General features: G+C 31.1%; 51 protein-coding genes. 3 read left to right on the top strand and 48 right to left on the bottom strand.

Annotated features, from left to right (window positions below; all coding sequences use genetic code 11):
• Positions 1 to 25: 25 nt before the first annotated feature.
• The 41 genes from CLMAG_RS28500 to CLMAG_RS28340 form a co-directional block, all read right to left on the bottom strand.
• A complete protein-coding gene (locus CLMAG_RS28500) occupies positions 26 to 262 on the bottom strand; it encodes a DUF6148 family protein (protein ID WP_066630723.1) in 237 nt (78 codons plus the stop codon).
• A 44-nt stretch (positions 263 to 306) separates the two neighbouring features.
• The gene (locus CLMAG_RS28495) at positions 307 to 2,133 is read right to left on the bottom strand and encodes a phage terminase large subunit family protein (protein ID WP_242873164.1); all 1,827 of its coding nucleotides are present in this window, start codon (positions 2,131 to 2,133) and stop codon (positions 307 to 309) included.
• Entirely contained in the window at positions 2,102 to 2,695 is a 594-nt protein-coding gene (locus CLMAG_RS28490) for a hypothetical protein (protein WP_066630721.1), read from the bottom strand. Before CLMAG_RS28490 ends, CLMAG_RS28495 begins: the two co-directional genes overlap by 32 nt.
• Before the next feature lie 107 nt (positions 2,696 to 2,802).
• Positions 2,803 to 3,180 (bottom strand): hypothetical protein, encoded by a 378-nt coding sequence (locus tag CLMAG_RS28485; protein WP_066630720.1) that lies wholly within the window; start codon positions 3,178 to 3,180, stop codon positions 2,803 to 2,805.
• A 468-nt stretch (positions 3,181 to 3,648) separates the two neighbouring features.
• Complete coding sequence (locus CLMAG_RS28480; protein WP_066630718.1) at positions 3,649 to 4,221, bottom strand: tyrosine-type recombinase/integrase; 573 nt, start codon at positions 4,219 to 4,221, stop codon at positions 3,649 to 3,651.
• Positions 4,222 to 4,251: 30 nt separating this feature from the next.
• The gene (locus CLMAG_RS28475; protein ID WP_066630717.1) at positions 4,252 to 4,797 is read right to left on the bottom strand and encodes a DUF4236 domain-containing protein; all 546 of its coding nucleotides are present in this window, start codon (positions 4,795 to 4,797) and stop codon (positions 4,252 to 4,254) included.
• A gap of 57 nt (positions 4,798 to 4,854) precedes the next feature.
• Entirely contained in the window at positions 4,855 to 5,013 is a 159-nt protein-coding gene (locus CLMAG_RS32785; RefSeq protein WP_161487056.1) for a hypothetical protein, read from the bottom strand.
• A 170-nt stretch (positions 5,014 to 5,183) separates the two neighbouring features.
• Entirely contained in the window at positions 5,184 to 5,660 is a 477-nt protein-coding gene (locus tag CLMAG_RS28470; protein WP_082832133.1) for a hypothetical protein, read from the bottom strand.
• Positions 5,661 to 5,703: 43 nt separating this feature from the next.
• A complete protein-coding gene (locus CLMAG_RS28465; RefSeq protein ID WP_066630716.1) occupies positions 5,704 to 6,264 on the bottom strand; it encodes a recombinase family protein in 561 nt (186 codons plus the stop codon).
• A 369-nt stretch (positions 6,265 to 6,633) separates the two neighbouring features.
• Positions 6,634 to 6,816, bottom strand: coding sequence for a hypothetical protein (locus tag CLMAG_RS28460; RefSeq protein ID WP_066630715.1), 183 nt, complete (start codon positions 6,814 to 6,816; stop codon positions 6,634 to 6,636).
• Between the two features lie 21 nt (positions 6,817 to 6,837).
• Positions 6,838 to 7,257 carry a hypothetical protein gene (locus tag CLMAG_RS28455; protein WP_066630709.1) on the bottom strand — a complete coding sequence of 140 codons (420 nt, stop codon included), beginning with the start codon at positions 7,255 to 7,257 and terminating at the stop codon, positions 6,838 to 6,840.
• Between the two features lie 6 nt (positions 7,258 to 7,263).
• Positions 7,264 to 7,620, bottom strand: a complete 357-nt coding sequence (locus tag CLMAG_RS28450; RefSeq protein ID WP_066630703.1) for a DUF4406 domain-containing protein — start codon at positions 7,618 to 7,620, stop codon at positions 7,264 to 7,266.
• A gap of 2 nt (positions 7,621 to 7,622) precedes the next feature.
• Complete coding sequence (locus tag CLMAG_RS34555; RefSeq protein WP_278331907.1) at positions 7,623 to 7,751, bottom strand: hypothetical protein; 129 nt, start codon at positions 7,749 to 7,751, stop codon at positions 7,623 to 7,625.
• A gap of 16 nt (positions 7,752 to 7,767) precedes the next feature.
• The gene (locus CLMAG_RS32780) at positions 7,768 to 7,920 is read right to left on the bottom strand and encodes a hypothetical protein (protein ID WP_169809822.1); all 153 of its coding nucleotides are present in this window, start codon (positions 7,918 to 7,920) and stop codon (positions 7,768 to 7,770) included.
• 18 nt (positions 7,921 to 7,938) lie between these two features.
• Positions 7,939 to 8,115: a hypothetical protein gene (locus CLMAG_RS32775; RefSeq protein ID WP_161487054.1), complete on the bottom strand. Its 177-nt coding sequence runs from the start codon at positions 8,113 to 8,115 to the stop codon at positions 7,939 to 7,941.
• A gap of 30 nt (positions 8,116 to 8,145) precedes the next feature.
• Positions 8,146 to 8,400 (bottom strand): hypothetical protein, encoded by a 255-nt coding sequence (locus CLMAG_RS28445; RefSeq protein ID WP_066630701.1) that lies wholly within the window; start codon positions 8,398 to 8,400, stop codon positions 8,146 to 8,148.
• A gap of 32 nt (positions 8,401 to 8,432) precedes the next feature.
• Positions 8,433 to 8,792, bottom strand: coding sequence for a DUF5406 family protein (locus tag CLMAG_RS28440; RefSeq protein WP_066630700.1), 360 nt, complete (start codon positions 8,790 to 8,792; stop codon positions 8,433 to 8,435).
• Positions 8,785 to 9,231, bottom strand: coding sequence for a hypothetical protein (locus tag CLMAG_RS33325; RefSeq protein WP_066630699.1), 447 nt, complete (start codon positions 9,229 to 9,231; stop codon positions 8,785 to 8,787). Before CLMAG_RS33325 ends, CLMAG_RS28440 begins: the two co-directional genes overlap by 8 nt.
• Positions 9,232 to 9,278: 47 nt before the next feature.
• Positions 9,279 to 9,488, bottom strand: coding sequence for a hypothetical protein (locus tag CLMAG_RS28430; RefSeq protein ID WP_066630698.1), 210 nt, complete (start codon positions 9,486 to 9,488; stop codon positions 9,279 to 9,281).
• A gap of 28 nt (positions 9,489 to 9,516) precedes the next feature.
• Positions 9,517 to 9,744 carry a hypothetical protein gene (locus CLMAG_RS28425; RefSeq protein WP_066630696.1) on the bottom strand — a complete coding sequence of 76 codons (228 nt, stop codon included), beginning with the start codon at positions 9,742 to 9,744 and terminating at the stop codon, positions 9,517 to 9,519.
• 71 nt (positions 9,745 to 9,815) lie between these two features.
• The gene (locus CLMAG_RS28420; protein ID WP_066630694.1) at positions 9,816 to 11,075 is read right to left on the bottom strand and encodes a DNA cytosine methyltransferase; all 1,260 of its coding nucleotides are present in this window, start codon (positions 11,073 to 11,075) and stop codon (positions 9,816 to 9,818) included.
• A gap of 61 nt (positions 11,076 to 11,136) precedes the next feature.
• Complete coding sequence (locus CLMAG_RS28415) at positions 11,137 to 11,532, bottom strand: hypothetical protein (RefSeq protein ID WP_066630688.1); 396 nt, start codon at positions 11,530 to 11,532, stop codon at positions 11,137 to 11,139.
• A 123-nt stretch (positions 11,533 to 11,655) separates the two neighbouring features.
• Entirely contained in the window at positions 11,656 to 12,177 is a 522-nt protein-coding gene (locus CLMAG_RS28410; RefSeq protein ID WP_066630687.1) for a hypothetical protein, read from the bottom strand.
• Between the two features lie 71 nt (positions 12,178 to 12,248).
• Positions 12,249 to 12,614 carry a hypothetical protein gene (locus CLMAG_RS28405; RefSeq protein ID WP_066630686.1) on the bottom strand — a complete coding sequence of 122 codons (366 nt, stop codon included), beginning with the start codon at positions 12,612 to 12,614 and terminating at the stop codon, positions 12,249 to 12,251.
• A gap of 53 nt (positions 12,615 to 12,667) precedes the next feature.
• A complete protein-coding gene (locus tag CLMAG_RS28400) occupies positions 12,668 to 12,994 on the bottom strand; it encodes a hypothetical protein (RefSeq protein ID WP_066630684.1) in 327 nt (108 codons plus the stop codon).
• A gap of 21 nt (positions 12,995 to 13,015) precedes the next feature.
• Positions 13,016 to 13,348, bottom strand: coding sequence for a hypothetical protein (locus CLMAG_RS28395; protein WP_066630682.1), 333 nt, complete (start codon positions 13,346 to 13,348; stop codon positions 13,016 to 13,018).
• 21 nt (positions 13,349 to 13,369) lie between these two features.
• Positions 13,370 to 13,549 (bottom strand): hypothetical protein, encoded by a 180-nt coding sequence (locus tag CLMAG_RS28390; protein ID WP_066630679.1) that lies wholly within the window; start codon positions 13,547 to 13,549, stop codon positions 13,370 to 13,372.
• A 43-nt stretch (positions 13,550 to 13,592) separates the two neighbouring features.
• Complete coding sequence (locus tag CLMAG_RS34550) at positions 13,593 to 13,715, bottom strand: hypothetical protein (protein ID WP_278331893.1); 123 nt, start codon at positions 13,713 to 13,715, stop codon at positions 13,593 to 13,595.
• An 89-nt stretch (positions 13,716 to 13,804) separates the two neighbouring features.
• Positions 13,805 to 14,350, bottom strand: coding sequence for a 3'-5' exonuclease (locus CLMAG_RS28385; protein WP_066630674.1), 546 nt, complete (start codon positions 14,348 to 14,350; stop codon positions 13,805 to 13,807).
• Between the two features lie 50 nt (positions 14,351 to 14,400).
• A complete protein-coding gene (locus tag CLMAG_RS28380; RefSeq protein ID WP_066630673.1) occupies positions 14,401 to 14,628 on the bottom strand; it encodes a hypothetical protein in 228 nt (75 codons plus the stop codon).
• 1 nt (position 14,629) lies between these two features.
• Positions 14,630 to 14,830 carry a hypothetical protein gene (locus tag CLMAG_RS28375; RefSeq protein ID WP_066630671.1) on the bottom strand — a complete coding sequence of 67 codons (201 nt, stop codon included), beginning with the start codon at positions 14,828 to 14,830 and terminating at the stop codon, positions 14,630 to 14,632.
• The gene (locus tag CLMAG_RS28370) at positions 14,808 to 15,005 is read right to left on the bottom strand and encodes a hypothetical protein (RefSeq protein WP_066630670.1); all 198 of its coding nucleotides are present in this window, start codon (positions 15,003 to 15,005) and stop codon (positions 14,808 to 14,810) included. The genes CLMAG_RS28375 and CLMAG_RS28370 overlap by 23 nt, the downstream gene beginning before the upstream one ends.
• A 78-nt stretch (positions 15,006 to 15,083) precedes the next feature.
• Positions 15,084 to 15,794, bottom strand: coding sequence for a hypothetical protein (locus CLMAG_RS28365; RefSeq protein WP_066630668.1), 711 nt, complete (start codon positions 15,792 to 15,794; stop codon positions 15,084 to 15,086).
• Between the two features lie 23 nt (positions 15,795 to 15,817).
• Positions 15,818 to 16,213: a replication terminator protein gene (locus CLMAG_RS28360; RefSeq protein ID WP_066630667.1), complete on the bottom strand. Its 396-nt coding sequence runs from the start codon at positions 16,211 to 16,213 to the stop codon at positions 15,818 to 15,820.
• A gap of 19 nt (positions 16,214 to 16,232) precedes the next feature.
• A complete protein-coding gene (locus tag CLMAG_RS28355) occupies positions 16,233 to 16,550 on the bottom strand; it encodes a MazG nucleotide pyrophosphohydrolase domain-containing protein (protein WP_169809823.1) in 318 nt (105 codons plus the stop codon).
• On the bottom strand, positions 16,510 to 16,653 hold the full coding sequence (locus tag CLMAG_RS32770; protein ID WP_161487053.1) for a hypothetical protein: 144 nt from the start codon (positions 16,651 to 16,653) through the stop codon (positions 16,510 to 16,512). The genes CLMAG_RS28355 and CLMAG_RS32770 overlap by 41 nt, the downstream gene beginning before the upstream one ends.
• Positions 16,644 to 16,793, bottom strand: a complete 150-nt coding sequence (locus tag CLMAG_RS32765; RefSeq protein ID WP_161487052.1) for an aspartyl-phosphate phosphatase Spo0E family protein — start codon at positions 16,791 to 16,793, stop codon at positions 16,644 to 16,646. Before CLMAG_RS32765 ends, CLMAG_RS32770 begins: the two co-directional genes overlap by 10 nt.
• A 16-nt stretch (positions 16,794 to 16,809) precedes the next feature.
• Entirely contained in the window at positions 16,810 to 16,944 is a 135-nt protein-coding gene (locus CLMAG_RS34545; protein ID WP_278331891.1) for a hypothetical protein, read from the bottom strand.
• A gap of 24 nt (positions 16,945 to 16,968) precedes the next feature.
• Complete coding sequence (locus CLMAG_RS28350) at positions 16,969 to 17,775, bottom strand: DnaA ATPase domain-containing protein (RefSeq protein WP_242873163.1); 807 nt, start codon at positions 17,773 to 17,775, stop codon at positions 16,969 to 16,971.
• Positions 17,711 to 18,466 (bottom strand): DnaD domain protein, encoded by a 756-nt coding sequence (locus CLMAG_RS28345; protein WP_066630661.1) that lies wholly within the window; start codon positions 18,464 to 18,466, stop codon positions 17,711 to 17,713. Before CLMAG_RS28345 ends, CLMAG_RS28350 begins: the two co-directional genes overlap by 65 nt.
• Positions 18,467 to 18,618: 152 nt before the next feature.
• Positions 18,619 to 18,867 (bottom strand): helix-turn-helix transcriptional regulator, encoded by a 249-nt coding sequence (locus tag CLMAG_RS28340; protein WP_066630659.1) that lies wholly within the window; start codon positions 18,865 to 18,867, stop codon positions 18,619 to 18,621.
• Positions 18,868 to 19,071: 204 nt separating this feature from the next.
• On the opposite strand from CLMAG_RS28340, the gene CLMAG_RS28335 reads away from it, so the two are divergent.
• From CLMAG_RS28335 to CLMAG_RS28325, 3 genes are all read left to right on the top strand, one after another.
• Complete coding sequence (locus CLMAG_RS28335) at positions 19,072 to 19,437, top strand: helix-turn-helix transcriptional regulator (protein ID WP_066630657.1); 366 nt, start codon at positions 19,072 to 19,074, stop codon at positions 19,435 to 19,437.
• Between the two features lie 375 nt (positions 19,438 to 19,812).
• Positions 19,813 to 20,013: a helix-turn-helix domain-containing protein gene (locus CLMAG_RS28330; RefSeq protein WP_066630655.1), complete on the top strand. Its 201-nt coding sequence runs from the start codon at positions 19,813 to 19,815 to the stop codon at positions 20,011 to 20,013.
• A gap of 110 nt (positions 20,014 to 20,123) precedes the next feature.
• A complete protein-coding gene (locus CLMAG_RS28325) occupies positions 20,124 to 20,489 on the top strand; it encodes a helix-turn-helix domain-containing protein (protein ID WP_066630653.1) in 366 nt (121 codons plus the stop codon).
• Positions 20,490 to 20,523: 34 nt separating this feature from the next.
• On the opposite strand, the gene CLMAG_RS28320 is transcribed toward CLMAG_RS28325, so the two are convergent.
• The 7 genes from CLMAG_RS28320 to CLMAG_RS35135 form a co-directional block, all read right to left on the bottom strand.
• Positions 20,524 to 21,384, bottom strand: coding sequence for a hypothetical protein (locus tag CLMAG_RS28320; RefSeq protein WP_066630651.1), 861 nt, complete (start codon positions 21,382 to 21,384; stop codon positions 20,524 to 20,526).
• Positions 21,385 to 22,065: 681 nt separating this feature from the next.
• Complete coding sequence (locus tag CLMAG_RS28315; protein WP_066630650.1) at positions 22,066 to 22,449, bottom strand: hypothetical protein; 384 nt, start codon at positions 22,447 to 22,449, stop codon at positions 22,066 to 22,068.
• 32 nt (positions 22,450 to 22,481) lie between these two features.
• Entirely contained in the window at positions 22,482 to 22,658 is a 177-nt protein-coding gene (locus tag CLMAG_RS32760; RefSeq protein WP_161487051.1) for a hypothetical protein, read from the bottom strand.
• Between the two features lie 61 nt (positions 22,659 to 22,719).
• Entirely contained in the window at positions 22,720 to 22,842 is a 123-nt protein-coding gene (locus tag CLMAG_RS34540) for a hypothetical protein (protein ID WP_278331886.1), read from the bottom strand.
• Positions 22,843 to 22,869: 27 nt separating this feature from the next.
• A complete protein-coding gene (locus tag CLMAG_RS28310) occupies positions 22,870 to 23,265 on the bottom strand; it encodes a transcription initiation factor IIE subunit alpha family protein (RefSeq protein ID WP_066630649.1) in 396 nt (131 codons plus the stop codon).
• A gap of 30 nt (positions 23,266 to 23,295) precedes the next feature.
• On the bottom strand, positions 23,296 to 23,568 hold the full coding sequence (locus CLMAG_RS28305) for a hypothetical protein (RefSeq protein ID WP_066630648.1): 273 nt from the start codon (positions 23,566 to 23,568) through the stop codon (positions 23,296 to 23,298).
• A 54-nt stretch (positions 23,569 to 23,622) separates the two neighbouring features.
• Positions 23,623 to 23,780: helix-turn-helix domain-containing protein (locus CLMAG_RS35135; protein ID WP_423231102.1), on the bottom strand; the 158-nt coding region annotated here is incomplete at its 5' end.

Here is a 23,780-nt window from a genome sequence, read left to right as displayed (position 1 = left end):
TCACCTCCAATTGCAATAGCCTAACTTATAAATCTCTTGGCACAACTCTATATACCCTGTTTGTTCCTCTATGTTGCTGTCTAGCCTCTAACTTTTCTACTTCATTGGCCCAAAACTTAATTTTTTCATTTATTTGACCTAAATCAGCTCTTGTTAACTGTCTAGTTCCTATAGAATAACTTTGTCCAGCCGTAACCTTAAGTTCTGCTTCCATCCATGCCTGCAAATGATCTCTTGCTTGTTGAATTGTCCATGCTGCCATTGTAATTAGCTCCTTTCAATAAAAAATAGACCTAAATCCTAAGATTATAAGCCTTTTGATATAACTCTACGCCTTCTCATACCATTATTAGTACTAGTTATACTGTTTTTGCTATTTATATTGCTATTCTTTAGTTGATTTTTGAGTAATTCTAGGTTAGGATTTAAGATTTCAAGTGCTGCTGTAGCATAATTTCTAAGGTCTAACGGCTCATTTCTTGTACCAGATTTCTTTACCCATTCAACTTTTGGCTTACCTTTGTAGTACTTAATTGTTCTTTTTTCACTTGTTAACCCCTTGAAATACGCTTCATCGTACCCCCTGTCGCCCTCTATAGGAAAATGACAATATCCTTCTCCCTCAAAGTCTAGTTTTAATCTTGATAGTAATGTTTCTTTCCCCTGGTCAACTCCCAACATAAATAAAGCTACCTTTTCCCTGTTAGTCCTTGATGCTTTTCCAACAAACGGAATACCATCTCCACCTTTACCTTTTACAGCAAAGATTCTTCTATGTTCTCTAGTTTTACAAAATTTATAAACTTCACTAGTATGATGGCCTCCACTATCTATGCAAGTGCATGATATTACTAATCCTTCACCATTTTCATGTTTCCATACCCTACTTAAATACTCATCAAGTTCATTCCAAACAACAGTTTGAGATGGATCTCCATAGAAAACCTTATATTCAATTCCCCAGCTTTCTTTCCCCACACCCCATCCAACTACTTCAACTTCAAGTCTATCATCCTGAGTATCAACGCCAGCTGTTAAAATTAAAACATCTTCTGGTAATTGAGAGTTATATCTTTCTCTGCGTTTCATTAATGTTTCTTCATCAGCTTTTTCGCCTTGTTCTTCCCAGCTCTCTCCAAGTGAAGTGTTAACCCAAACTTTTAATGTTTCACTATTTTTTTTAGCTTCTCTAAAATCTTCAATTATTTCACTCCATCTTTTCCATGGTGAAGATAGTTCATTTAAATGAAAACCTCTTTTGTTTCTATGAGTACTTTTAGCTCTCCATTCACCTTTTCCAGATTTCCATTCTGCTTCAGTAGAACGTTCTCTACAATACAAGCATTCCATAGTAGCATCATCAAACCTAATCTGCCCCCATGTTAATGGTTGGAGTTTTCCACAATATGGACAAGGTAAGCACCACTCTTCCATGGTACTATCTTCATACTCAGATTCAATTCTTGAAGCGCCCTTTATAGTTGGAGTTGATACATAAATCTTTTTCTTATTCCAAAATGTAGTAGTACGTTTAGCTGCTAGGTTTACAGGATCACCTTCTGTTCCTGCTGAAATAGGATATCTGTCAACTTCATCACATAACAAGGTCCTTATAGGTCTACTTGCTAGTGATGATGGAGAGTTTGCTCCAGCTAAGGTTATATGTCCACCAGGGAATATTTTATGTAATAGTGTATTCCCACTGTTTTTTGACTTAATATCTCCAACTTTATTTTTAAGTACTGGTGTATCTCTCAACATTGGCGCTAATCTATCTTTTGAAAAAGCTTCAGCCATTTCTAGTGTTGGTTGAAGTAGCAAGATAGGTGCCGGATCATAATCCATGAAGTATCCTATTACATTTAATAACAATTCAGTTTTACCAACTTGAGCTGATGACATTACTATAATTGTTTCAATTGTAGGGTCATTTATAGAATCCATTATTTCCTTTTGGTATGGTGCCCTTGAAGTTCTCCATTGCCCCGGTTCTGCTGAAGCTTCTGATGATAGTTTTCTGTAGTTATCTGCCCATTCACTAACTGTAAGTTTTGGAGGAGGTGCTAACACCTTTGCAATGTCTCTGAATAGCTTAATTGTTCTATTCTGTATCTTCTGTATTTTCTTCCTCACCACTTACACCATCCTCTAAGTCTTCTTCATCCACTTCAATATATTTATCACTATAAAATGTCGCTGGATCATAACAAGACAATTCCTGTAATACTTCAAAGAATTCTTTCTGCAATATTTCTTGAATTTCTGAAATATCAGTTCTAGCAATAAGAATTGGAGCTACTTTTGTTGGCATAGCAATAAGTTTTGCTCTAAAGTTAGCTAGCATATCATTCATGACACGTTCAACATCACTTGAAAGATGCATTTGACCTCGCATTGCTGCTATTTCTAGGTCTAGTTTTTCCCTCTGTCTCCTTGTTAACAACGCTCTTTCTTTATCAGGATCTATTTCATTGTCAGCTGTCTTTTCTTTTAAATCCTGACTTGCTTTTAGATATACTATATAGCTTTTTATGTTTTCTTGAAGATTGTATCTACCTCTGCTAGTTTTCTGAATAACACCTTCATCTGCTAGCATTCTAATTCTTCTAGTTGTTAACCCAAATAAATCAGCTAAAACAGTGCTTGATACAACCACACTTTCCACATCTTCAATTTTTTTACTTTTATCCTCCAATAGTTATCACCACCTTTAGGAAACGGAAACATCGATTTTAAAAATTTTATATCTAGAAAAACCTCGGGCATCGTTCGACCCGCATCTTTCAAGGGTTCTGGAAGTACCTACGCCTTTAATAGCCTCTTGGCATTCATCTTTATTAGCATTCTATTGATGTCCTTCATCTCTTTAATTGCATTTACTAATTCATTATCTACGCTGCTATTAGGGTTGTTTATTATATCAGCTATATCATTTGATATGTACTTTCTTTCTCCTTTATAGGAGTTAGTCATTATCCTGTGGCCTTGATTATTTATATAATCAGCCACCTTAACTACATCTCCTAGCTCAAGATATTTTTTAAATATAATTGTTTCTAATGAATCCCTAGCTTTTACTTCACACTTATCTAATACTCTTACAAAGTTATTTATCTTATTAGTAAATCTTATAGCCATCGTTCTATACTTGGCTTTCTTATTTATTAAGGCTTCATTCATTGCACTAACTCCTCTAAATGTTCTTTATATTATGCAACAAAAATAGGCACCCACTATTGAGTGCCTATTATGTGGATAAGGATTTGCACCTTACATAGTCAACGTGCTCTACCCAGCTTGGTTTTGAGGACTGGTAACCCCATATCTGTCCGTTAGACAGCTAGCTACATCAAAACATGACCTTGAAAGTGCCTGCACGAAGCGTCTACCTATTCCGCCACCACATTTATTATAATATTTAATCTTTAACTTTTATTTATCATAACATACTTGATATAATCTATTGATGAATACGTCTGCTAAATTTGAATTGTGTTAAAAATTCTATGTAATAATGTTACGTTTTATTAATTTTGTAAACTCATAAAGACATTTTACCTACATTAATATGCATAAAAAAATATACCCTTAATGTTACATCTTATTTTTATGTAACATTCTAGAGTAAATAAAAAAATACTTCCGTTTTTAACTCTTTCTTATGAATTTAAGTTTGCTAATTATTTTATCTTTATTATCTTGATTTACACCAATATATCTAAGTGTTACAGCTTCACTTGAGTGGTTATATAAATCCATTAATCCTGCAATATCCTTTTTTTCTTTATAATAATGATATCCAAGGGTTTTTCTTAGAGTATGGCAGCCCATACTATCTATATCAAATACTTCTCCAACTTCATGAAGTATTCTGTAAGCTTGTTGTCTACTTAGTGATTTGTTAGTTCCCTTGGGACTTTTAATTATAAATTCATATTCTTTTTTATCTATCAAATATTCTTTTAAAATTGGTTTTAAATCATCATTTATTATGACTTTTTTATCTTTTCCTGTTTTCTCTTCCTGAAGGGTAATATGATTTCTGATTTTACCTTTTGAATCTTTTATATCTCTTGTTCTAAGCTTCAATATATCTGATATTCTTAGACCAGTATTTACTCCGATTAAAAACATAATATAATCCCTTTTGTTTTTTGTTTTTAAATAATCTGCTATATCATAAACTAACTGAATATCTCTTATGGGTTCAACCGCATTCATATTACCACCTCCTCTAAATAAAAAGAAGCATCAATGTGATGCTTCTAAGTGTTTTAATAGTGTTTTTGCAGAATTATTATTTTCAAACTTTTTTATTGCTTTAATACAATATTTTTTGCTGAGTTCAAAATTCCCTGTCTTGTAAAGTTGTATAGCTCTTTGTGTTAAATATGAACTTTTAAACTCTTTATTAGTAGCCATTATTCCTAATGTAAATAGTAAACTAGGAACTGCTAATAATAGTACAGGTATAAAAACAAAACCTGCAATTACTAAAACTATTGATCCAATAGTCCAATTAGTTATTTTAGCTGGTACTTTGGGTATATATACTCCTTCTGGTAAAGTATACATTACAATGTCTTTAGGTATCTCTTTTTTTCTTGCAGTACTTTTAAAGTTATAATCTTTTCTATATTGTAATCCACCTACACCAAGTGTAGTTCTGACTCCTTTTTTATTCATGCTTACTCTAGCACCCTTAACTCCTGTCGAGATTCCTATTCCACCTGTTTTGCTAAAATTAATTCTGGTATTTTTACCTATTTTTATTGATTTTCTAAAACTGAATCCCATGTAATAACCCCCTTTTATTATATTATACCACCTCTGGGAGTATATTACATAAGGTATCTATCTGGTTCGTCTTAGAGCTCCCTTAAATCTCCGATATGTTGGAGCATCTTCCATCATTCTTCTAAAATCTTCATCAGTCAACTCTTCGTATCTGTCTTTTTCATATTTGGATTTATTTTTGCTATTCTTTGAGTCTTTTTTATTTAATCCTCCCATAGCGAATCCCTCCAAAAATAAATTAGCACCTGGATTTCTCCAAGTGCTTTAGGAAGATTTTAAGTACAACATATTACCATTGTAGTCCCTGCTGGTAATACTGCCGATTTGATATTTTCCATGATTTAAGTATATCTGAAAAAAATGCTACTCTTCTATACTTTTTTTCGCTATTTTTTCGCCACTTTTTCGCTACTAACTTCAAATACGAATAATATGGGTATCATTTTTTCTATTGCCCTATCTTTTAATTTTCTGCACCATGCCTCACACATATCAATTTTTCTTGAAACATTCGTCCAGCTTTTCTTCCTCTCCGAAAAAAATTTTAATTCAATAATTCTTATTTCTTTATTATTTAATACCTCTAATGCATTATTTATTCTCTCTACTCTTATTTCCTTACTACGTTTTAAGTCTACTAAACTATCCATTCTCTTTCTTCTGCTTAACATTTCATTTTCAACAGAGCTATTAAATGCATTTGTGGAACTTGTCCTTTCTTCATATGCTATAGCTCCACATCCTTTATATTCTTTTTCAGATTCCTCAATATCTAATTCAAGGTTTTTTATTTCACTTTGTAACATTGTATACTCACTTAACATTTCCTCAGCTTTTTTGTAATAATATTTACTATATGCCACTAATCTTCCTCCTTAGAGTAAATTATTATGTATCTACTATTAATTATTTTTCTTCATGCTCTTTTATAAGATTGTAAAATGTATTTCTTTTAAGACCTAGTAAATCCATTGCTTCATTTCCAGTAATATCTCTGTTTTTCCATCTTGCATAAATCTCATTCCAGTTATCAGGATATCCTATCCGTTTCCTCCCCTTGTATTTACCTTTACTTTTAGCTATTGCAATTCCCTCTCTCTGACGTTCCAATAAATTTGATCTTTCGAATTCATAGATAGCGCTTATCATAGTTAGCATTAACTTACCAGATGCTGTATTAGTATCTATATTCTCTTTGTTACTCACTAACTCCACGCCCTTGCTTTTAAAGTAATCAACCATGCCGAGTAAATCTTTTGTGCTTCTAGCTAGTCTGCTGAAATCGTGAATATATATAACGTCTCCTTCTCTGATAAATTCAAGCATTTCTTGTAACTTTGCTCTTTTGGTATCTTTTGCGCTAACTTTTTCCATAAACCACTTTTCTATATTAAATCTTTCTAATGCCTTAATTTGTCTTTCCTCATTTTGATCAACAGTACTAACTCTTACATATGCTATATTCATATAATCCCAACCTCTTTTATTTAATATTTGCTTATATTATAACAATTTGTTTATTTAATTACTATAATATAAGCAAATAAGTGTTTATTAATTCTATAGCAATGTTATTTAAACACTTTTTAAAAATTTCATCTTTATTTGAATAGGGGATACTCTAAATAAATACTATATGTTCATTTAGTCACTTTTTATTGGATTAGGTTTTAAGATGAGTTTTAATACTATTAAAATGTGATAACTATGTCTGCTGCAGTTTTATTTTTTGTTAGTTTTATAATTGGTCGTTTTTGATACTGAATTGATAATTAAATCTTTCCTATCTACTGGTTTACTTTTTATTCTATTTACATAATATTAAGTAAGTTAACTTTAAGACTTTACAGCCTCTACAATCTTCCTCTTAAATTCTCTTAAGTTTTTTAGCTCTTCTAGCCATAAAAGTAACTGCGCATGTTGATTTATACATTCATCACAACTATTTGATTTTCTAATAATTTCTCTGCAATGATCTATTGCTTCATTTAGTGTCATGTTTCCTATACTATTTCCCATTTTCTCACTTCCATTATAATTTTATTGGATAACAATGCAGTTCTTTGTATAAAAATCTATGTATTTAAAACTTATAGGGTAATTACCTGCTTTTACAATTATCATGAAGTCTGTTTTTTGAATTATTTTACCTTCGATTATTTCAGCTTGTCTAGTACTTATTTTTGCTTTTATTTTTATATCATCCTTTAAGTTGAAACTTTCCTTTATTATGTTTAGTTCCTTAGTTTTATTTCTCCCTTTCGATTCTGAATTATTGTTGATATTCCTATGGCCTTTTGAACCATCTCTATTTAATAATTGACCTTTAAAAATCATATTTTCTATTTTGCTTTTTACGGAATGTTTTGTTCGTCCTAATAATTTTGCAATTTCGTCCGTTTTTAATAAAAAACTTTTTTCTTTTAAGAATTCTATTTCTACTGGAGTCCAATCTCTCACAATTTATCACCCCTCTACGTTTTCTGCATAATTTATTTCTAATCCAATCAAATTGTCCCCTTCTAATTCGTATATTGGAATATGGTTTTGTATTGCAGTTTCAATCTCACCAAGAGTTCCTGCTGAATTTTCCCAACCAGGTACCAATACCAAAACATCACACCTTTTTAACATTTCAATATCTCCATTTATAAAACTCTCTTCGGGAAGATTATTAAATAATGCAGAATTGCTATGAGGACAAATCACTCCATATCCTAGCTTCCATAGTTTCTTTGCAACTTTTCTAGCAACAATTATGTTTCTAATTATTCCTAATTTTGTTTTAGCTCTATATGGTCCTCCTACATATGCTATATCCAACTTTACTTCCCCCTCAGATTTATTCTTTCTGGATGATCCAAACCTCTATCTGATTTACCTGCCGCCTTGCATAAAGAAAATGTTATGATTACAGTTGCTATAGCCACTGCTCCCAGTATTGTTTCTAGCATATACTGTGCCTCCTATCTACTTTTGTCCGTTTCTCCATAAACCATTAGCACATCTCTCAATTCCCTTAGCTTGTACATCTCCTAGATCCCAAAGTAACTTTCTTCTTTTATAATCCTTTTTTCTGATTCTGTTCTTTGCATATTCCATAAATTTTTCTTTATTAGTCATTATTAGCACCTGCCTTTGCTATACAACTTTAACTTTTATATCTTCACACTCTTTCATGATTTTTAAGTCATTCAAACGTTGTCCAGCATTTACTCTTTTTTCAACATCAATTTTAGCAGCATCTATTGTTTCAAATTTTTCATCAGTAAACATCCATAAATTTACCAGTATATTTTTTATCATAACTCTGTACATCTCTCATGTCCCCTTTACAATTTCTTTGATTTAATCAAACCATTCTGGCTTGTCTTCATAACACATTGCAGTTTTAGTAATCTCTTTGAATTCAAGACATTTTTCACAGAAAAATCTATCTATTCTTTTCCACTCCTTACCTGGTCTTACTCCTATCCAAGCATCTTCTCCGTGTTGCCTTGAAGTTTCCATATGAATAAATTTATGCTCACATTGATTTGTTTGCATTGGAGGCCTTTTAGGAGGTGGATAGCTGGCTGGCGGAACCTTCTTTATATCATCCATTTTTAATCACTTCCTTCTCAAAAGTATTTGCTTTACTTAGTTAGCGTATTATCTTTAATTTTACAATCTACTATTTCAAGTTTTACAATTAATCTTTCTAAATCATAAGTATAATCCTCTATTTCGCACTCATTCCCTTCGTCATCTTTTAAGATGCATCTAAACCATTCTTCTCCATCATCATCTTCTCCAATAAACTCTAAATTACAGTTATTTTCTAATAAGTATTCTACTTCTAAGCTCTCTGGGCTAAAGAAGTTTAATATATTCATTCCAAAGCAATTACCACTAATCTCTTGTTTTAAAGTCCCTTTATACTCTCCACTTTGTAACGTAACCTCTAAGGTATGGATTCTCTCTCTAAAGTTATCTCTGTTTTCATATTTAATCATCTAAATCCTCCTCATTGTACCAATCTCTGCAACAGTCAGCACAGGCATTTTCTTTATTTAGGATGCATCCTAAACAATCCATCTCTTCATCGGAATTATCTATCTCATCATTCTCATGATCCTCTCTATTCATTTCATAAAGTGCTGCACATATATCTATGAACTTACAATTCTTTTCTAAACATTCATTGCACAATGCTGAATTAAAAGCTGGTGCTGTATCATCTTCTCTTATCTCTTTGCAGTATTCACTTCCTTCAAGAGTATACTTTAAACTTACCCATAAATCAGAGTATGGATTTCCGCAAGTTTCTTCTTGCTTACCATTCTCAAGCTCTTCTCCACAGTTGTTCTCGCATATATTTTCGCAAAAATCTTTAGTTCTGCTATCACTATAGTAATAGCAATATCCTTGATTATAATGTTTACAATCTCCCATCTTCATCCCTCCGACCGTTAAAATTTGGGCTTGATTAAATTTTGGGATTAACCACATGCACTGGATGAAGTAACTGCTGGTCTTCTACTTTTATCTATTTTAATTTCAAGTTCATGTCCTAAAAACTCACAACTTAATCCATCTTCAATTGTCAACGTGTCAACATTCTCAAACCCATTATTAATAAGTACTCTAAGTATTTCTGTCTGTAATTTTGAAAACTTATCTTTAGGAATATTACTAACTACTACTTTCATAACCTTTCTCCTTTCATGATTTGTTGTACTATTCAATCTTCCAACTACTGCATACTGGAATACATTCACTACATTTTGCACTAGTTATTTTGCATATTTTTACTTTTATTTCATATCCTAATATTTTCATCAAATCATCTGTAGACAATTCTTTTGCAGCATAATCATCTATGCAAACATAGCTAATTTTTATGCCATCTTTACGTTCTTGCACTTTTAAAGTTCCTTCACCTTTTTGAAATTCAATATTCTTCATAAACCTCTCCTTCGTTTAATGAATGCTTTGCTTAATCACCGTTTTATTTGTATATATAGATAATTTGATACTTAAATTGCTTCTCTAACCTTATCTTTACATAGTTCTGGTGTATTAGCCTCCACTAAAACCTTTGCTAATGTAGGCACTACTGCATTCCCACATCTTGCTTTTTGCTGTGTTGTTGGATACTTCTTACCAGTATAATCGTGATCTATAATATAATTTTTAGGAAAACCCATTCCATTGAATAACTCTCTAGCAGTAAGCATTCTTAATCCAACATCTGCTATTTTATAATCTTTCCCTCTAACTACCACTAAACCAAACCTGTCCTTAGTTGTAATAGTGTGAATAGGTCCATTTAAGCTTTGGCCTGTATCTGAACCGTAGTATTTAGTGAGAAAGGCATACACACTATCTTTCATAGGTAACTTTATATCCTGTAGTTTAACTGATACTAATCCAAATCTATTTTGTGTAGGTATTGTTGCTATTGGCTCTCTTAGGCTGCTACATCTAGTTTCAGTTCCCTGGTGTGTGTAGTAATGGCTTAAGAAGTATGCTGTATCATTAATTACATAAGGTTCATCCTCAATTACATATTTTTGAATGCCCCTTGCAATTCTTATTAATGTATTTTCTACTAATGGCTTTTTCCTATTGAAAATACTAGGTACTGGTATACTCCAATCAATTATGCTGCTTGCCGGAACATATGGTAATTTACCTTCTCCATGTGTCGACTCTGGCCACTTAATTGGTTTTCCATCACATCTAGCTATTAAGAAAAATCTTTTTCTAGTAGTTGGTGCTCCATAGTCCGCAGCTACCAACTCTTTATATTTAACTTTATATCCTAAGTGTTTAAAGGCATTTATGAAACTTTTAAATGTTCTACCTTTTTCTTTTTCTATAGGTTTTCCATTATCTATAGGCCCCCAGGTTTGGAACTCTTCTACATTCTCAAGAATAATTACTCTTGGCCTTACAGTTCCTGCCCACTTAATCGCTACCCATGCAAGTCCTCTTACCTTCTTTTCAACAGGTTTTCCTCCTTTGGCCTTACTAAAATGCTTACAATCTGGAGAAAACCAAGCTAATCCCACCGGACGCCCTTGTACTGCTTTTCTTATATCTACATCCCAAACCGATTCACAATAATGCTTGGTTGTTGGATGATTGGTTTTATGCATTTTAATAGCTTCTGGATCATGATTAATAGCTATATAAACTGAATACCCTGTCGCAAGTTCCATACCTGTACTAGCTCCTCCACCACCAGCAAAATTATCCACTATAACTTCATCAAAAATACTCAATTGACTCACCTTATCACCCTCACTCTCTGGTAAAATTTCTCACTGATTTAATTTTTGTATTGTGACACAATTAGGTTAAATCTTTTATATCAAAAACAATTCCTCTACAATATTTTTCACCATCTTCGAAAATCTCAAATGTTTCATGAGGAATAGAGGTTTTATATTCCCATGAGTATTCTTTGCCCCAAATTGCTTCAATAGCTTTTGCCTTTTCTTTTGCCAATATTGAATACTTACACTCGCACTCACACCCTTCAAATATACCGTTAGAATCAATATATATTTCTCTACCTTCATAACATCCTGCTTCATCGCTAATTGCTCCCTCAAATATAACAACATCATCTGAATAGCCAAAAACAACTACAAATCCAAATTCTTTAGCAAGTTGTTCTTCTTCCTTTGTAATTTCCTTTCCGTACTGTCTTCCAGACAGTAAATTAGCAAATTCTTTAATATCCATATTCAATACATCCTTTCGTTAACTTTTTAGTACACATAATTATCAATATTCTCCTTTCACAATTAAGTCAAAATTTTTGCTTTGCTTAATTAGCGTATTATCTGTATATATGGATAATTTGATTTATTTTCTTGGTAAATAATCCGATATTTTGTTTCCGTAAAGTCCATGTTCTTCTGCTATTCTATTTAATCTAGTTACATCTATCCTTCTAGGAGTATCTGTTTTTTCTTCTGTTTCTCTAGCTTCTTTACCTATAGGACATTCATTTTTACAATAATCTGTACCCATAACCTTACACTTATCATTCATACCTTCATATAGGTTACAAGTCTGGCAAGTAATAAATACTTCATTGCATCTATTTCTTTTTGCTTTACACAAAGGATAAATATCATTATTAGGTATAAAACAAACTGGCTGTTTTCTGAAGTGTTCTTCTAATGTCTCTTTTGATATTTCAATCCAATGAATCTCATCTGGCTTATCTTCTTCAAGTCTTATTTCTCCACCAATAAGTCTATAATCCTTATCCTCTGGAATATACCAAGTGGAACCTTTTTCTATAGTTGTATATTCACCCTCTATAGTAAAACCATCATCGTCGCACTTTTCCAATGCAAACCCTTTAATACACTTATACATTTTTAACCCTCCCATTATTAATACCTATGGTAAAATTTCTCACTGATTTAATAGTTGTATTACGAAGATAATTATTTAATTTTTAACATATTTTTACCCAAGTATGGCTTTGGAACATCCATAAAAGCAATAATTTTATCACTACCGCCAAAAGTACATTTTTTAGCATCAAACCAATACAGACTTACAGCAGGAGGTCTATCACTACAACATAAATAATAACCGTTTTTTTTCGGTAAATCATCACCTTTAAATTCAGACTTCCAGCCTGTGTTATCATTGATAAAATGTTTAATTGGCATATATGCAATAATTCCATGTCTTTTTTCGTTTGGAAGAATTGCATTTAATGTTATATATCGACTTCCATCATCTCTTTGCCATGTCAAAAGGCAATTTTGTATTACGCTTTCAGGTAATTCTGTTGACCACTCCATATTTTTTATCTCCTTCACATTTATTTGCTTCGCCTTTTTTTCAGAATACGCTATTAATTTTCTATTAATATCTCTTCTAAGTTAACTGTAATAACATGAGTATCCCATTCTGTTCCACAGTCAGTTTCGGAACTATACCAGCATTCCATGCTTGCACTTTTATTCCTTATTCCTGGTTTATTTTTAACTATTTTAGTGCTGTTATCAGAGTATACCAATGGCTTTCCTAGATAACTAAGGTCTTCCTTTGCCAAATCATCTTTGTGTGATTTTATTAGTTCTTTAAAATACTTTTTAGCTCTATTTAAGGACTTAAAATACTTTGTATTACCTTCAAATCCATACATGTCAACTTCTTCAACCTTTATTATTCTCAACATTTAAACTCCTCCATTACCACTTTATGAATTTAACCTTTGAATATCCTCTATAATATCAACTGTTAAATATTCTTTAGGTATATTAAATTCAGAGGTTTCAATACCTGGAAGATCATCTTTTTTGAGTTCTAATTCATCTTTAGGTATTTTCATTGATTGTTCATCCAGGTTCAATGCACTAATTAATTTAAGTCCATCATCAGAGGAAGGAATTGCCTTGTAACAATCAGCATACCCCTCAACCATTTCCTCACCAATTATTATAAATTCATTGTGTAATTTACCTTTTTCGATTAATTGATTGTAGTTTCTAGTTCCTTCTTTTAACTGATAAGTTTTAAATTCTAAATTCATATTATCCACCTCATTTCCATTTTATAATTCTTCAGCGTTACAGCCTTCAGATTTCTCATACCATTCACTGATACCTTCTTCAAACGTTTCGCAACATCCGTGAGGACTGATTACAATTTTTTCTTCGTTAACATTTCTGGTACACATATCTTCCCAGTAGTATTTGCAATCACTGTTCATGCACAACATATTAATAGCCATACCTATTCCCCCTTAAACTTTTCCTGTAGCTCTCTAAGCTTATTCATTCTCTCCTCATAAGCTTTTGTCTCTTCCTGAATTTTCTTAGCTTTGTATATCCGGTTAACTTTTCAATCTCTGGACCTTTTAAACCAATAACTTTTCTGAAGCCAGCATAGCTTTTCATGTTCGCACCTTCTTTACTTTTTTAATTTATTTTGTATTTTCTCTTTACTTTTTAACTTAATTTAGTCAAATATTTATGACGTGATGTTATCATATTTTTAATAATAATTTATAAAGTTCAATAGTTGCACACACATCACCGTAAGCAGTGTGTCGCTCTGGTACTTTTATATTAAAATACTTAAACGCCTTATCTGATGCTGCTACATCTTCTGTAATTTTGCCCGAATGATATAAAAACCTAATTATTCCGCAAGTATCTAGTGTTCTATGTGAAGCATACTTAGGCCAAAATTCTTTGCATTCCTTAAAAAGCTTTGATAAAAAATTAATATCAAAATTTATATTATGTCCTGCAATTACAGGTTTTTCTTCCCCAAAAGCTTCTTTAATGAACTCAATCATTTCTCTAACAACAAAATCTTTCCCTTGGGCTTTACTATCATGTTCAACTAAATCTATGTTATTAATCTTAAGAGCCTCAGTGTTTACAACATAATCCTTATTCTTAACTCTCCATTCTGCTGCTTCTTTTATTTCACCATCTTGGTATGCTACAAATGCAACCGTAAGTAAACTATGTTTTTCTGGATCAAGTCCCCCGGTTTCTGTATCGATAAATAAAATTTTATTCATAAATACTCTCCTTTCACCTTATGATTCTTGTTACTTTTTTCAGATACTAACTATTTCATCTTTATACCCATAAACGAGAGATTATAAATTTGCTTTCTTATCTCTTCGGATATATTTTTCCCAGCACTATCTACTGTCACCTTCACTTCTTGTGCAATTCCAGTAGATTTATTGATCTTAGTCTTAAGTTCTCTTAATTCTTTATAATTTTTGTAGGCTAGAACTGTACCAATAAACCCCTGTGATACTAAGACTGTTATAATAATATCTTTTAACATATTAGACCCCCATTGCTTCTAAAGCATGTCTATTTTCTTTATAAAGTTGAATTGCTTCCGGTATTGTTTTAACTCCATATTTTTTTATCTTTTCAAAAGTTTTAGTTGCCTTTTCCTTATCAGTTAAAATTTCATGTAAATGATTATGAATTAATTCTTTCAAAGTACTAACTTGTTTTTTATTTAGATTCCTTTTTATCATATAATCCACTCTCCTTGACTTTTACAATCAGCTTACATGCATCTAGTAATAAATTAGGATTCTTTCCAGCATCGTATTTAGTTACCATTTTCATATACATGGCATATTCTATTAATTCATCAAAGGTATTTATTAACTCTTGTAAAAGCTCTTTGTTATTAATCTTTTCACTCATTTTTAACTTCCTTAATTTAAATAATTGTATTTATAGGACAAGTTAGCTATTAACCTCTAACCTGTCCATTTTATTAAATTAGGATATAACTTTTATGTTTTCTACACCTTGAAGTTGATCTTCTAGGAATTTTTTAATTTTGCCCATTGCTTCGTTTCTCCAAGCACCACCATCAGCTTCAAAGAGTGCTGCACGTGGTCCACTTTGCATTCTGAATATAAACTTTGATTCTGGCTGTACTATTTCCGGGAATGTTCTATACGGTGCAAGTATTACTGGATTAGGAACTACTACATCATTTACACTTGCTACTCCAGTTTTGATTGTAGCTGCTTGACTCACTCCGTCATCACCAATTTCCTTAATTGCACTGTCCTTTACACATCCTGTTACTTTTAAAAGAAGTGTTCTATCTTTATTTTCCACAAATGATGATTGAAGCATTATATTGAATTGTTCTGTATCTATGAATCTATCAAAAACGATATTGTCCGGTAGTAAAGCCTCACATGTAATATAAGATTCCCTTTCTGCATCTGAACGTAATTCTGAATACAATGCTACTTTCTCAGGACTTATTACATGTATTAATAATTTACTACTTGCCTTAATATCAAAATCAGATTTGATATAATCTACTAATGCTGTTAGTGTTGTTGTTTTTAATGCTGCTGGCTCCGGCTCCATTACTCTATGAAGTGCCTTTGTTGAATATTGCTGTCCATCAATTTCTAGTAATTTTACTTCTCCTAAAGCTACCAAATACTCTAAACTCTCTTTATTAAACATATTGAATTCCTCCTAAAATTTAATTATTTTACTAATTTTAACCCTTCTAGATCTTCCTTGGATTCTTGCTTAGGTTCTAAAACTTCTCCAGTTTCAGAGTCTACTTTAATCGCCTGTTGTCCTGGTAACTGCTTTTTAAATTCAGCTCCTATTATTTCACCATCTAAGTTCCTATCTATCAGTATCTTCGTGTGTATAGATTCTTTTGGAGCTAGTTTTACTTTTGTAACAATATCTATGTTTGTTATGTCTCTATCCTCTTTTGATTCAAACACCATATCAATTGTTACTTTTCTTTTTGTTTTCCATGGTGTATTAGGATCTGATATATTCTCCATTACCTCCTTTATAGCTTGATTAACTCTTTCTGCAAATCCACCACCAGCGAGAGTTTCTAAATTTAACATTTTTTCTGGCATATTGTATTCCTCCTACTCTTTAATTTTTGGTAATGTGTAACCTAATAGTTGCAGCAACTTCACACCATCTGTTGGTTAGCTTTTTATTGTGTCTGTGTATGCCTTGCTCTATAATCATGCCTTCTTTAAATAGCTTGTACACCATTCCTACTCCAACCTGTATTACATCTAATACCTCTTCCATTATTTTTGTTTTGTCATTTAAATCTATTGCCTCTATAAGTTCTTCTACCTCTTCTTTTAATTTTTTCTTCCAGTATTCCCAGGTAACTTTTGTATTATCAATTACTTTGCCGTCATGTCCTTTTACCTTCTTTAGTACAAATAGTCTTACCATTCTCATCCTCCATTCTTTCCTTAATTATTTCTAACGCTTCCCAGAATACATATCCTTTTTCATAGAGCTTTAGTAATTCTTCTATCCAATCTTCTAAGCACATACCATTTGTCCATTATAAATATTAAGCAGTACATCTAGCTCCTGAGACTTTCTAACTGTTCTTATATCCATAAGATCATATAGTCTAATACACTCATTCATTTCTTCTCTAACTTTTTCAATCATAGCTTTTATATCCAAATATCTCACTCCTTTTTTATAAAAACCATTTTTGGAACAATTCATCAGATACTTTAAACTTAGCTTTGGCAATTTCAACTGCTTGTGAAACTGTAATATCATTTTGACAATAAATCTTAAATACTTCATTTTTGAAATCATCTATTGACATTACTTGCCTCCTAATTAATGAATTTTATATAAAGTTTCGCATTCTGTAGTTATAGTTTTTACCTTTGAAAATTGTTATATTTTCTCCGCATGTTTCAAGTATTCTTCCTGCTAGTGCTTCATCTAAGTCTATAAGCATATCTGGAGTGCATTCACTACTTATTATTGTTGGTAGGTAGTTAAGATATCTATAGTTAAGGATAGGGTATATATGCTTCATATCTGCTTCATTTAGTCCTACTATCATTCCGTCCTTTCTTAATAACTTTCCATTTTTAATCTTATCTTTGAATAAATCATCTATTATCAGGACCTTTGCTCTACAATATCTATCCATGAGCTTGTTGTAATACTCATCATCTAAAACATTTGCTTTTAGTTCCTTCATGGATTCTAAGTAAGGCATATATACCACTGGAACAGGATCAGACTCTCTATTAATTAAATTAGTGCCTATAGATACTACAATATGTGTTTTACCTGCACCAGCTTGTCCAAACAATCCAAATCCATTTTCTCTTTTAGTTCTTAAAGTATTGAAGTTTTTAATATAACTTACAGCTTTATCTCTAGCTTCTTTAGTCAAATCATCATACGGTTTATAGTTATTAAGTTTTAATAACCTCTGCTCTGTATTAATCCCTGAACTTTCCCATAAAACTTTTAAATGAGCTATCTCTACACATTCACATTTTTTATAACAATCTAAATCTTCGTTATAGATCCATCCAGTGTCATGACACTTGCTACAAGCATATTGTATTTCCTTAACCACCAAATCTCTTGAAGTTGTATCCCTGACTTGATTGATTATCCTCGCTAGAGCTTCCACCTTTTATCTCTCCTTTCTTGGATTTTTTATTTCTTTGCATTGTATAAACTTGTGCTTGTTCTGTAGTTTTAATTCCTCTGCTGTCCCAATCCATTAAAATTTTTTCTATATACTCTAACCTTCTAGCATTGTTCTTTGCTGCAATATTTATAGCTAAAATTACTAGTTTATCACTTAATTGTTCACTCCAGCTATTTAGAGAATCTAGTTCTAATTTACCTGGTGAATGGAATATATTTTCTTGATATACCTGTATAGGGTTTAAGTCCTTATTATTATTAATATCATTATTTAGTTTATTATCATTATTTAGTAAGGAGCCCTTTTGCCAAATCGGCGTTTCACCAGATTGGCATTTTGCCGAATCGACGTTTTGGCACTTCGGATCTATTGGAGTTTCATATACTATGTAGTCATATCCTCCAGCGAATTTACCAGTGTTACTTCTTTTCAAGTCTCTTGTAACATATCCATATGCTTCTAGTTCCTTTATAGTATTAGATATACATCTATGTTTATCTGATGTATTTTCACATATCTCATTTATATAAAACTCCCAATTATCAGGCCTGCTTAAAAAATAAGCCATAAGCCCTTTGGCTTTTAAACTTATCCTTTTATCATAAATAAAGTTTTTATTAATAACTATATAAGGATTGTCTTTGTCCTTTTTTACTCTGAATACTGCCATTTAATTCACGCTCATTTCTAAAGAGTTTTTTAAATTTGACATCCCATCATCTCCTTAACCTCCATTACTAGCTAATCATTAAATTAGCCTAATCTTTTTTACATACCTTTTTCCTTTTTCTCTTGTTTTGCGTGAATTTTTGTGCTAAAATTTCAACTTCCTGAAGAAGTTGATTTTGTCTTAATAGTATCTCGCTCTTTTTCATTTCTAACCTCCTTGTACATAGATTCTATGTCTTTCTCATCGGTTTTATATAAATCTGAGAGCTTTTGTTTAACTTTTACAGTTAAGTTGACCCTTCCAGATTCTATGTCATTGAGATGTTTACCACAAATACCCACTTTAGAGGCTACAAATTGACGTTGAAGGCCTTTAATATATCTAAATTCTCTTAAATTCAATGTTCCACCTCCTGTCTATTTATATTTTCTCTTATTTCGAGTGAAAAATAAACTTGCATATTTTGCCTTTATATGGAATGTGCCCAACATATTACGTCATTATCTCGATTTTCCTTTATTTCTCTCAATTTGCGTGATTTTACAGTTTTTTCTCTTGAAAGGTGAGAAAATTTATTATATTATAATTAATGAGGTGTGAGTTTAATGAGTGGAATATTTTCTCAAAAATTAAAAAATTATAGAAAAGAACTTGAAGTTAAAAGAGGCGAAAAAGTTGGGCAAGTGAAATTAGCTGGGGAGCTTAATGTTTCTCGTGGTATTATAGGAGATCTTGAGCGCGGAACAAGAACTCCTTCTAAAAAATTTCTAGTTAAATTAGTAGAGCATAGTGGTAAATCAATTGATTACTGGATGGACGGATTAGAGGAATATGAAGCACCAAACACAGTTGATCTTATATTAGATAAAATGATTGAAACTGGTTTAATAACTAGTTCTGAATTAAGCGATGATGTATGGAATATTATAAAAGAAGCTGTTAAGTTAGAAGTTGACAGAAAGTTGAGTTAACGCAGGTTATTAAGTACCTGCTTTTTTCTTTTTCTCTTTTAATTCTTCAACTAACATTAATAGTTCTTTTTGTCTTTTTAATATTTCGTCGTTTGTCATAAGTAAACATCCCCTTAATATTTTGCTATAATTATATCACTTTTAGCATTTGTATACAAACATATGTTTCTATAATTATGTGTTTAATGGTTATTTTGCATATAATATGTTTTTTTTACAATTCTTATTATAACATGTCTAAAAATCGCTATAGCGATTTTTTTTTCTATAATATCCCATTTAATGATATTTTTTTACATATATTTGCTTTTATGTTTAAGTTGTTATATTATATTAATAACAATTTTGTCGAAAATATAAATAAAAAGGTTTAATATGAAAGTAAAAATTGTACTGAAAGATGTTAGAATAAGAAAAGGTCTTACGCAAGCTGCGCTTTCACATAAATCTGGTGTGGCACAAAGTCATATTTCCGACATAGAAAATAGCATAAAAAGTCCAACTTTAGATAAGTTATGTAAATTAGCAGAAGCTCTAGAAGTTAAACTAGAGGACTTGTATATCTGTTTCAATTGATGATGAGTTAAATGCGTAAATAGGAACTTTTTTTATTTACGCATTTAACTTTATTTCCCTCCTCAGATGCTATTATACTCTTGACTTCAATATTTTCGGGGGGATGTATTATGGATATAAAAAGAATTATAGCTAATAATATATATATACTACGTACTAAACACGACTTAACTCAACAAGAATTTGCAGATAAATTATCTGTGAAATTTACAAGAGGTCATATTTCACGAATAGAACTTGCAAACCATATTCCTTCCGCAGAATTCATTAAGGCCGTCAGTGATGCATTCAATGTTTCTGCAGATTGGATAATGGGAACTACAGGTAAAGAAATTCCTGAATCTTCAGATACTCCTATAGTAACAAACGTAACAACTAGAGAAGTTGATCTTCTATTGAGTTTTAGGGCTCTATCCAATGAAGTCCAGCATAGAATATTAGATTTAATCCAATCCATACTTAAATCCACATCATAGTATATTTAATTAAATGATTAATAAAAGCAATATTCTACCAACCTAACAATGCACGCTCAATATTTTTTAAATCCTCTGATGTATAGTTTCTTTGAGGGAAGTCATTAAATCTGCTGTAGGTGGTTCTACCTTCATTGGTAGTCTTGTTATTTATAACATACTTTTTATAATTGCTTTTAGATTGTATTCTAGCATTAGTTATAGCTTTTATTACATATGCTACCGCATGTTTCTTGGTTATATTTGAATAATTATTAAATAGCTTATCAATTACATGGCCTTTAATCCAACTAGATTTAACTTTCATAGTTATGAACAATTTCTCTATAACAGGAGAAATGTATTCCCATGAAGTAACCTTTTCTTGATCCTGTACATAGTTTTCATATTCAAAGTTATCAGGTGTCCTTGGAGAACAAGTATTAGAGTCTAAGTCTATAGAAACTCTTTCAGAGTTTAAGTATTTATGTTTTTCATCGTCGCATGGTAGCACAGTATTTTCAATAGGTTCAACTACTTCTGAAGTGTTTACATTTTTGTTTACACTTTCGTTTACCATGTATCTAAAAAATGAATAGGTAAAGCTATTTTTGAATTTTTCGACTGCTATTAATCCAAGCTCTATTAATAAATCAATTCTCTTTTTTAAAGTTCTTATAGACATTTTTGGATGACATCTTTTATATTTTTCAATAAAATCACGCATAGATATGCTTAGTTTGGTAGCTTCTTTTAAATGTGATAATCCTGCTTTTTCATACTTAGCATTAGTTGTATTGTTAAGTTTTAAAAGATATGAATAGATACTCATTACTGAGTCTTTATTTTTTTGATTTTCTAGTGTGTTAAATTTATCAAGTTCCTGACTATTAAAAACAATATTATAATTTTTCATAATAAAAAATCCTCCTTATGTCACGAAATACACCCATAACACAAAGAAGGAACTAATTTTTATATACGGAAAATATACGTATTTTATTATTGACTATATGCAAATAATAATTTATAATAAAATACATAATACAGTATATAAGAAGTTAAACTTCTTGTGTCTTTGGAACTCCTGTCAATCTGGGTCGGCAAACTTTCGATTGATAGGAGTTGTTGCATTTTTTGACTATTTATTTTTAAAACCGTTTAATTTGCAATAATTTATCTAAATTATAAATTATCTTCTGTAATTTGTAAAGAAAAATGTGGATAAGCTGTCTAATAATCGCTAAATTATAATTTATATTTAGTAATATAAATTTCAAAATAAGTAATATAAAAAGTATAATTAAGCATCTGGAAATAAATTAAATTAAAAATATATTACTGAAAATATAAATATACAATTATAAACATAAATAATTTTAAATAAATATAAATTTAGGTTTCAAAGCTGCTCTAATAAATAAATTAATTATAGCAGCTTTTTATAAATGCAGTATTAATATAACTGCTATAATTAATTTAAATTTAACCTTTAAATCGCATTATTCCAATGGATAGAGGTAGAGTGTTTCACATATTCTTGCAGTTACATAACCCTTTTGATTAAATTCTTTATTTGATAAATTCATGTTTAACATTATCCATTGCATACATTTTCAGTATGTTTAAATTCTTTACCACAGTGAATGCACTTTAATTCAAAATATAATTTTTTAATAGGACCCACAGAATCAGATTCACCATACCAATTTAAAATATGAGCTTTAGCAAAACCACAATCAGGACACTTTTCATCAACAATATCATTTTCTTCATAGTTACCTAAGTAAGATTTATCACACATTTCACAATACTTACTATCATCAAGCCAAAAACCACAATCAGGGCACTTACCATAATGTTTAAAAGTTATCTCCTTACCACAAGTACCACATTTTACAGTAACATTTTTATCATCTTCATTTAATACATTCCAAAGAAAAGGAACATCACAATCTGAACATGCTGCACATTTTTCCATTATTAAAACCACCTTTCAATTTCGCTAAAACCTTATTTCTCGAATGTTCCTTTTTCAACAAGACCCAAAATAACATCAAGCATATCTTTTTGACCATTATAATACTCAATCATATCAGCAGGATATTTATTTTCTTTATAACGTTCAATATCAGATTCAATGTTAGCCCTTAGATTTTCCATAGCATATACAAAGTTATCTTTATTCATTTACATATCTCCTTTCAATTTCGCTAAAATCTCATTTAACGTTCTTTGATATTCAAATTTTCTATTTAACAATTTTACCTGTCTTCTCAAATTCTTTCTTTGCTACATCCACCGGACAAATCTCAAACTCTTTATCCGTACGCAGTATACATTCCCTATAAGGACATTCTTTACAGTTTTTCATAGTAACCTCCTATAGATGAAATGTGAACTATCGAATTTTTATTACATCTGCTTTTTTCTTTGGTATAACGCTGTATTCAACGGTAACTACTCTTTCAAATTCAAGTTCACTATTACATCTTGTACAAGTACGTTCCCCAGTATCCTCTAACTCAAAAGCATCTTGATATATGTGTCCACAATAAGGGCAAGTGAACTCACTTTCTAAAGTTTCATCTACTTCATCATCATCTTTAAAATTAAAAGCTCTTACACCAACCATATTATGTTCCATTATCATACATACTGAATATAAATTGTTGTCTATCTCTAAATTTGAGCCTATTTCTGGTCTTTCGTCTAAGTCTATTAGATACCTGCCACTTTGACTTAAATCCTCATAATTAATTCTTGTACCATCTTTTAAATAATAAACTTTATACATGAATAATCATTCCTTTCCTGCGCCATTTTTTCAATCTTTGTTTTCTATCCCAATAAAATCTCTCCATATATCCTCGTGTTCTCTATTACAATCAATATTCAAACCTTCTACGCAACCTATATGATTTACCTTGCAATGTCCTATACAATCATAATTTTTGAAAGGACAAGTCATTCCATTTTTCTGAATCAACGCATTTACAATGTGGTCAACATACGTTTCATCAGAATCTCTAACTTCCAAGTCCCCTGAATCAGATTGATCATATAGCAACACAAATAAAGCTTTTTTTAAATTACTCATTTTATACTCCTTTTCAAATTTGCAATATTTCGCTCAACTTCACTAAACTTTCGTTTAGTCTAGTTGTTTTCTGTAATTTTCCATAGACTCTTTCCATTCTTTAGTTACTAGCCACACCTTGCCACTCTGTCTATATTCTCCTTCTTTGAATCTCCCTTGCCTTACTGCGTTTCTTAAAACAGATCCGTCACTTAATCCCCAAAGTTCTGCTG

The organism is Clostridium magnum DSM 2767 (assembly GCF_001623875.1).
GTDB lineage: Bacteria > Bacillota > Clostridia > Clostridiales > Clostridiaceae > Clostridium_AM > Clostridium_AM magnum.
Note: the sequence above shows the minus strand (reverse complement) of the source record. Positions and strands in the feature narration are given on the sequence as shown.

Excerpts from the sequence above, each read along its gene's own strand:
- CLMAG_RS28440 (WP_066630700.1), bottom strand. The coding sequence starts at position 8,792 with ATGATTAAATATGAAAACAGAGATAACTTTAGAGAGAGAATCCATACC.
- CLMAG_RS28380 (WP_066630673.1), bottom strand. The coding sequence starts at position 14,628 with ATGTTAAAAGATATTATTATAACAGTCTTAGTATCACAGGGGTTTATT.
- CLMAG_RS28415 (WP_066630688.1), bottom strand. The coding sequence starts at position 11,532 with ATGGATATTAAAGAATTTGCTAATTTACTGTCTGGAAGACAGTACGGA.
- CLMAG_RS28460 (WP_066630715.1), bottom strand. The coding sequence starts at position 6,816 with ATGGGAAATAGTATAGGAAACATGACACTAAATGAAGCAATAGATCAT.
- CLMAG_RS28405 (WP_066630686.1), bottom strand. The coding sequence starts at position 12,614 with ATGGAGTGGTCAACAGAATTACCTGAAAGCGTAATACAAAATTGCCTT.
- CLMAG_RS28325 (WP_066630653.1), top strand. The coding sequence starts at position 20,124 with ATGGATATAAAAAGAATTATAGCTAATAATATATATATACTACGTACT.
- CLMAG_RS32770 (WP_161487053.1), bottom strand. The coding sequence starts at position 16,653 with ATGTGCTTAGAAGATTGGATAGAAGAATTACTAAAGCTCTATGAAAAA.
- CLMAG_RS28480 (WP_066630718.1), bottom strand. The coding sequence starts at position 4,221 with ATGAATGCGGTTGAACCCATAAGAGATATTCAGTTAGTTTATGATATA.
- CLMAG_RS28395 (WP_066630682.1), bottom strand. The coding sequence starts at position 13,348 with ATGAATTTAGAATTTAAAACTTATCAGTTAAAAGAAGGAACTAGAAAC.
- CLMAG_RS28375 (WP_066630671.1), bottom strand. The coding sequence starts at position 14,830 with ATGATAAAAAGGAATCTAAATAAAAAACAAGTTAGTACTTTGAAAGAA.
- CLMAG_RS34555 (WP_278331907.1), bottom strand. The coding sequence starts at position 7,751 with ATGCTAGAAACAATACTGGGAGCAGTGGCTATAGCAACTGTAATCATA.
- CLMAG_RS28410 (WP_066630687.1), bottom strand. The coding sequence starts at position 12,177 with ATGTATAAGTGTATTAAAGGGTTTGCATTGGAAAAGTGCGACGATGAT.
- CLMAG_RS28330 (WP_066630655.1), top strand. The coding sequence starts at position 19,813 with ATGAAAGTAAAAATTGTACTGAAAGATGTTAGAATAAGAAAAGGTCTT.
- CLMAG_RS28430 (WP_066630698.1), bottom strand. The coding sequence starts at position 9,488 with ATGAAAGTAGTAGTTAGTAATATTCCTAAAGATAAGTTTTCAAAATTA.
- CLMAG_RS28315 (WP_066630650.1), bottom strand. The coding sequence starts at position 22,449 with ATGGAAAAATGTGCAGCATGTTCAGATTGTGATGTTCCTTTTCTTTGG.
- CLMAG_RS28310 (WP_066630649.1), bottom strand. The coding sequence starts at position 23,265 with ATGTATAAAGTTTATTATTTAAAAGATGGTACAAGAATTAATTATGAG.
- CLMAG_RS32785 (WP_161487056.1), bottom strand. The coding sequence starts at position 5,013 with ATGGGAGGATTAAATAAAAAAGACTCAAAGAATAGCAAAAATAAATCC.
- CLMAG_RS34540 (WP_278331886.1), bottom strand. The coding sequence starts at position 22,842 with ATGAAAAACTGTAAAGAATGTCCTTATAGGGAATGTATACTGCGTACG.
- CLMAG_RS28360 (WP_066630667.1), bottom strand. The coding sequence starts at position 16,213 with ATGCCAGAAAAAATGTTAAATTTAGAAACTCTCGCTGGTGGTGGATTT.
- CLMAG_RS28390 (WP_066630679.1), bottom strand. The coding sequence starts at position 13,549 with ATGGCTATTAATATGTTGTGCATGAACAGTGATTGCAAATACTACTGG.
- CLMAG_RS28365 (WP_066630668.1), bottom strand. The coding sequence starts at position 15,794 with ATGTTTAATAAAGAGAGTTTAGAGTATTTGGTAGCTTTAGGAGAAGTA.
- CLMAG_RS32780 (WP_169809822.1), bottom strand. The coding sequence starts at position 7,920 with ATGACTAATAAAGAAAAATTTATGGAATATGCAAAGAACAGAATCAGA.
- CLMAG_RS28335 (WP_066630657.1), top strand. The coding sequence starts at position 19,072 with ATGAGTGGAATATTTTCTCAAAAATTAAAAAATTATAGAAAAGAACTT.
- CLMAG_RS33325 (WP_066630699.1), bottom strand. The coding sequence starts at position 9,231 with ATGGGAGATTGTAAACATTATAATCAAGGATATTGCTATTACTATAGT.
- CLMAG_RS28475 (WP_066630717.1), bottom strand. The coding sequence starts at position 4,797 with ATGGGATTCAGTTTTAGAAAATCAATAAAAATAGGTAAAAATACCAGA.
- CLMAG_RS32760 (WP_161487051.1), bottom strand. The coding sequence starts at position 22,658 with ATGAATAAAGATAACTTTGTATATGCTATGGAAAATCTAAGGGCTAAC.
- CLMAG_RS28485 (WP_066630720.1), bottom strand. The coding sequence starts at position 3,180 with ATGAATGAAGCCTTAATAAATAAGAAAGCCAAGTATAGAACGATGGCT.
- CLMAG_RS28355 (WP_169809823.1), bottom strand. The coding sequence starts at position 16,550 with ATGGTAAGACTATTTGTACTAAAGAAGGTAAAAGGACATGACGGCAAA.
- CLMAG_RS28345 (WP_066630661.1), bottom strand. The coding sequence starts at position 18,466 with ATGGCAGTATTCAGAGTAAAAAAGGACAAAGACAATCCTTATATAGTT.
- CLMAG_RS34545 (WP_278331891.1), bottom strand. The coding sequence starts at position 16,944 with ATGTCAATAGATGATTTCAAAAATGAAGTATTTAAGATTTATTGTCAA.
- CLMAG_RS28465 (WP_066630716.1), bottom strand. The coding sequence starts at position 6,264 with ATGAATATAGCATATGTAAGAGTTAGTACTGTTGATCAAAATGAGGAA.
- CLMAG_RS32775 (WP_161487054.1), bottom strand. The coding sequence starts at position 8,115 with ATGTACAGAGTTATGATAAAAAATATACTGGTAAATTTATGGATGTTT.
- CLMAG_RS28445 (WP_066630701.1), bottom strand. The coding sequence starts at position 8,400 with ATGGATGATATAAAGAAGGTTCCGCCAGCCAGCTATCCACCTCCTAAA.
- CLMAG_RS28305 (WP_066630648.1), bottom strand. The coding sequence starts at position 23,568 with ATGAGTAATTTAAAAAAAGCTTTATTTGTGTTGCTATATGATCAATCT.
- CLMAG_RS28320 (WP_066630651.1), bottom strand. The coding sequence starts at position 21,384 with ATGAAAAATTATAATATTGTTTTTAATAGTCAGGAACTTGATAAATTT.
- CLMAG_RS28425 (WP_066630696.1), bottom strand. The coding sequence starts at position 9,744 with ATGAAGAATATTGAATTTCAAAAAGGTGAAGGAACTTTAAAAGTGCAA.
- CLMAG_RS28385 (WP_066630674.1), bottom strand. The coding sequence starts at position 14,350 with ATGAATAAAATTTTATTTATCGATACAGAAACCGGGGGACTTGATCCA.
- CLMAG_RS28400 (WP_066630684.1), bottom strand. The coding sequence starts at position 12,994 with ATGTTGAGAATAATAAAGGTTGAAGAAGTTGACATGTATGGATTTGAA.
- CLMAG_RS28500 (WP_066630723.1), bottom strand. The coding sequence starts at position 262 with ATGGCAGCATGGACAATTCAACAAGCAAGAGATCATTTGCAGGCATGG.
- CLMAG_RS34550 (WP_278331893.1), bottom strand. The coding sequence starts at position 13,715 with ATGAAAAGCTATGCTGGCTTCAGAAAAGTTATTGGTTTAAAAGGTCCA.
- CLMAG_RS28370 (WP_066630670.1), bottom strand. The coding sequence starts at position 15,005 with ATGAGTGAAAAGATTAATAACAAAGAGCTTTTACAAGAGTTAATAAAT.